This is a genomic window from Pseudoflavonifractor sp. An184, assembly GCF_002160305.1.
In the GTDB taxonomy this organism is placed as follows: domain Bacteria; phylum Bacillota; class Clostridia; order Oscillospirales; family Oscillospiraceae; genus Lawsonibacter; species Lawsonibacter pullicola.
The window spans coordinates 1-4523 of the sequence record NZ_NFKI01000107.1 but is presented as its reverse complement, the minus strand read 5'-3'; the positions used below and the strand labels follow the sequence as shown (position 1 = coordinate 4523).

The window sequence follows — 4523 nt, the reverse complement described above, 5'->3', positions numbered from 1 at the left end:
TTCAGACGAATCCGCCCGAGTGTTGGCGGGGGAGCTCGAGGGGGCGGCAGCCCGCCTCGAGTGGGATCGAATGCCCTGAATGCCTTGCATGGCAAGGCGTTCAGCGAGCACAGCGAGGACTTTTCCGCCGCGCAGCGGCGGGAAAGTAACGGCATTTTTTCAGGCTGTTGGAAAAGTCCTTAGACTTTTTCGACAGCCTGAAGGCCGCCGGCACAGCCGGCGGCCTTGTTTTGCTTTGATTCCGGAGCACACGGCTCCTCTCTTACTTCTGGGGGAGGTAGGTGAGCACCGCCGTCTGGCCGGGGGTGTCCTTGTCCAGCACCAGCACATTGCCCGGATAGCGGACCACATCCCCGCACAGCTCCAGGTAGTCCTCCAGCGGCCCGATCACATCGTAGCCGAAGGAGCCGCCGCGGTAGTGCATGGGAACCGTTACCCGGGGCTTCAGCTGATCCACCAGGGCACGGGCCTGCTTGGCGTCAATGGTGTAGAAGCCGCCCACCGGGATCATCAGGGCGTCCAGCCCCTTCAGGGCATCCATCTGTTCCGGCTCCAGCTCACAGCCCAGGTCCCCCAGATGGGCCACCCGCAGGCCCTCGGCCTGGAAGATATGGATGGTATTGGGCCCTCTCTGAGCGCCCTGCTGGTCATCGTGCCAGGTGTGGATCGTCTCCACCGCCACATCGGGCTTCTCTCCGGTGAGGGCCACCAGCTCCCTCGCTCCGTGGTCCCGGTGGTCGTGGCTGCAGTACACCGCGTCCGCCCTCAGGCGGATGGGGGCCAGTCCCGGCACCGAGCCGTCCAGATAGGGGTCGACCACCACAGTGCCTCCGGCAGTCTCCAGGGTAAAGCAGGAATGTCCGTTCCAGATCAGGCGCATAAAATTCCATCCTTTCTGTGTCAGCTTGCGGATTCATCCGGTATGTCCGCTCGGTAAAACTCCAGGAGGCTCCCCGCCCTCCGCCGGCCGAAGCCCGTGTCAAGGGGAAACGAGGGAAGATCCCTTGGTGAATTGTCACAATTATACCACAGCGGCGGCGGAATGGGAATCTTTTTTCCCGCTGATCCCGCCCAGACCGCACCTGAACCGTCGTTTTTTGCCCTCGGAATCGTCTTCTGACCCCGCCAGCCCGCCGCTTATGTTCTCTTTTTTTCCGGGAAGTTCGGCACAATGCCGGGTTTTGCGCAGGTAAGCCTCCCCTTAATTTCCCATTTTTACAAAAGTATATCCCTTCCTAGTGGTTTTAGGTTGTTTTCGGATTTTTTTGTAATTTTTCGACCAATTTATAGTTGAATTTCTCCGCCGTTTGGAATACAATGAGAACCGATATGCGAGGAGGGCTTGCTTTGCTGAACATTGTACTGGTGGAACCGGAGATCCCGCAGAACTGCGGCAACATCGCCCGCACCTGCGCCGCCACCCGGAGCCGCCTCCATCTCATTGAGCCCCTGGGCTTCGACATCAGCGAAAAGGCGGTCAAACGGGCGGGGCTGGACTACTGGCCCATGGTGGACCTGCATGTGTACCACAGCCTGGACCACTTTTTTGCGGAACACCCCAACCCCGACCTGTGGCTGGCCACCACCAAAGCCCCCCAGGACTACACCAGCGCCCATTTTCAGGATGGATGCTGGCTGTTTTTCGGCAAAGAGACCGCCGGGCTTCCCCAGTGGTTCCGGGAGGAGCACTTCGAGCGGTGCATCCGCATCCCCATGCGGGAGGACGCCCGGAGTCTGAATCTGTCCAATTCTGTGGCTATTTTAACCTACGAGGCGCTGCGCCAGCAGGGCTTTCCCGGTTTGACCGGCACCGGCGAGATGGCGCAGGCCGAGTAGCGAGCGAACGCGAGCCGCCGCTTTTGCGGCGGAGCATGACGGACTTCACGTCCGGCATGCGAATTGAAATCCCGCCCGGAGGGCTCCCGGCAAAACATGTTTTGCCGGGAAATGGCGCTGCGCCAACAGGGCTTTCCCGGTTTGACCGGCACCGGCGAGATGGCGCGGGCCGGCCAATAGGCGCAAAAACCCCGTGTTTGCGGGCACACTGTGAAGGAAGGATCTCCCCGCCGGAGTCAGATCCCGGTTCCTCTCTGGCGGGCGGTTTCCAAATAAATTGCTGACTGTTCCAATCTTTGTTTCAGAGAGGAGTTTTACTGCCATGAACTACAACAAAAAGACGGTCAAGGACATCGACGTCTCCGGCAAGAAGGTGCTTCTGCGCTGCGACTTCAATGTCCCTCAGGACAAGACCACCGGAGCCATCACCGACGATAAGCGCATCCGCGCCGCCCTGCCCACCATTCAGTACCTGCTGGACCAGGGCGCCGCTGTGATCGCCTGCTCCCACCTGGGCAAGCCCAAGGGCGAGGTGAAGCCCGAGCTGTCCCTGAAGCCGGTGTCCGTCCGCCTCAGCGAGCTGCTGGGCAAGCCGGTGATCATGGCCGGGGACGTGGTCGGCCCCGACGCCAAGGCCAAGGCCGCCGCCCTCAAGCCCGGGGAGATCATGCTGCTGGAGAACACCCGCTTTGAGCCGGGCGAGACCAAGAACGACCCCGAGCTGGCCAAGGAAATGGCCTCTATGGCGGAGATCTATGTGTCCGACGCCTTCGGCGCGGTCCACCGTGCCCACGCCTCCACCGCCGGCGTGGCCGCCTATCTGCCCGCCGTGTCCGGCTTCCTGATCCAGAAGGAGCTGGAGGTCATGGGCGGCGCCCTGGCCAACCCCAAGCGCCCCCTGGTGGCCATCCTGGGCGGCTCCAAGGTGTCCTCCAAGATCGGCGTCATCAACAACCTGCTGAACATCGCCGACACCATCATCATCGGCGGCGGCATGTCCTACACCTTCGCCAAGGCCCAGGGCGCCAAGGTGGGCAAGTCCCTGCTGGAGGAGGACTGGATTCAGTACGCCGGCGAGATGGTGGAGAAGGCCAAGGAGAAAGGCGTCAAGCTGCTCCTCCCCGTGGACGGCCTGGCCGCCACCGAGTTCTCCGCCGACGCCGAGGCCCACCTGGTGGACGGGGTGGATATCCCCGACGGCATGATGGGCATGGACATCGGCCCCAAGACCATTCAGCTCTACTCCGACGCCGTGAAGGACGCGGGCACCGTCATCTGGAACGGCCCCATGGGCGTGTTTGAGTTCCCCGCCTTCGCCGAGGGTACCCGCGCGGTGGCCAAGGCCCTGGCCGAGACCGACGCCATCACCATCGTGGGCGGCGGCGACTCCGCGGCCGCCGTGGCTCAGCTGGGCTATGCCGACAAGATGACCCACATCTCCACCGGCGGCGGCGCTTCCCTCGAATTCCTCGAGGGCAAGGAGCTGCCCGGCGTGGCCTGCCTGCTGGACAAATAATTTCTGTCCGGGCAGCTCCGGGGTCCCCGCGCGAGCCCAGCGCAAGCGGGCCGCGTGGGGAGAGGAGGAGCAGCGAAGTGAGCGAGCTTTCCCGCCTGCGGGGAAGCGAGGGATACGGAGCTTGCTCCGACGACGCCCGGCGCGGCCTGCCTGCTGGACAAGTAAGAGCGCAGTAGGGGCGCATAGTATGCGCCCGCGGGCGGCTGATAGCCGTCCCTACCGCGAATCGATATTATTGTAAAATGTTAAAGGAAAGAATGGAGAGAAATACCAATGAACCGTCGTTATCGCAAGACTATTATCGCTGGCAACTGGAAAATGAATAACACCCTGTCCCAGATGAAGGCCTTCGCCGAGGAGCTCAAGCCCATCATGCCCCGGGGCAAGTGGTGCAATGTGGTCCTGTGCGTCCCCGCGGTGAACATCACCACCGCCGTGCGCCTGTTCAAGGACTGCCACATCGCCATCGGCGCCGAGACCTGCCACTATGAGGACCACGGCGCCTACACTGGCGAGATCACCGCCGAGATGATCAAGGAGGCCGGCGCCAAGTACGTGATCATCGGCCACTCCGAGCGCCGCCAGTACTACAACGAGACCGACTTCACCGTGAACAAGAAGGTCCACGCCGCCATCAACGCCGGCCTCTACCCCATCGTGTGCGTGGGCGAGAGCCTGGAGCAGCGGGAGCTGGGCGTGACCATGGAGCTCATCGCCTACCAGGTGAAGTGCGCCCTGGCCGGCGTGCCCGCCGACAAGATGCGCCACGTGGTCATCGCCTATGAGCCCCTGTGGGCCATCGGCACCGGCAAGACCGCCACTGCCGAGCAGGCCGGCGAGGTGTGCCAGGCCATCCGCGCCGTCATCCGCAAGCTGTACGGCGCCCACGTGGCCCGCTCCGTCACCATCCAGTACGGCGGCTCCATGAACGCCAAGAACGCCGCTGAGCTCCTGGCCCAGCCCGACGTGGACGGCGGCCTGATCGGCGGCGCCTCCCTGAAGCCCGCCGACTTCGTAGAGATCATCAAATCCGCCAATCAGGAATAATCTCCTGGCCGCCGTTCACGTCCTGCGCGCAGCGCAGGACGCGCCGAATGGCGCGTCCAAGCGTTTGCGAAGCAAACCTTGCCGCAGGGCGAATTTACTTCGCCCGAGGATTTTAAAATAACAG

Annotated in this window: 4 protein-coding genes; 3 read left to right on the top strand and 1 reads right to left on the bottom strand. The window is 62.7% G+C overall.

All coding sequences use genetic code 11. The features are described from left to right. Positions 1-262 precede the first annotated feature (262 nt). The gene (locus B5F19_RS16480) at positions 263-880 is read right to left on the bottom strand and encodes an MBL fold metallo-hydrolase (RefSeq protein ID WP_087292782.1); all 618 of its coding nucleotides are present in this window, start codon (positions 878-880) and stop codon (positions 263-265) included. Between the two features lie 467 nt (positions 881-1347). Between B5F19_RS16480 and trmL the strand changes: the two genes are divergently transcribed. From trmL to tpiA, 3 genes are all read left to right on the top strand, one after another. Continuing rightward, positions 1348-1836: a tRNA (uridine(34)/cytosine(34)/5-carboxymethylaminomethyluridine(34)-2'-O)-methyltransferase TrmL gene (trmL, locus tag B5F19_RS16475; protein WP_204248358.1), complete on the top strand. Its 489-nt coding sequence runs from the start codon at positions 1348-1350 to the stop codon at positions 1834-1836. Positions 1837-2158: 322 nt separating this feature from the next. After that, positions 2159-3352: a phosphoglycerate kinase gene (locus B5F19_RS16470; protein WP_087292776.1), complete on the top strand. Its 1194-nt coding sequence runs from the start codon at positions 2159-2161 to the stop codon at positions 3350-3352. Positions 3353-3625: 273 nt separating this feature from the next. Then, the gene (gene tpiA, locus B5F19_RS16460) at positions 3626-4399 is read left to right on the top strand and encodes a triose-phosphate isomerase (protein ID WP_087292770.1); all 774 of its coding nucleotides are present in this window, start codon (positions 3626-3628) and stop codon (positions 4397-4399) included. The last annotated feature ends 124 nt before the right edge of the window (positions 4400-4523 follow it).

Bases quoted from the DNA above. Each gene is read 5' to 3' on its own strand.
- B5F19_RS16480 (WP_087292782.1), bottom strand. From the start codon at position 880: ATGCGCCTGATCTGGAACGGACATTCCTGCTTTACCCTGGAGACTGCC.
- B5F19_RS16470 (WP_087292776.1), top strand. From the start codon at position 2,159: ATGAACTACAACAAAAAGACGGTCAAGGACATCGACGTCTCCGGCAAG.
- tpiA (WP_087292770.1), top strand. From the start codon at position 3,626: ATGAACCGTCGTTATCGCAAGACTATTATCGCTGGCAACTGGAAAATG.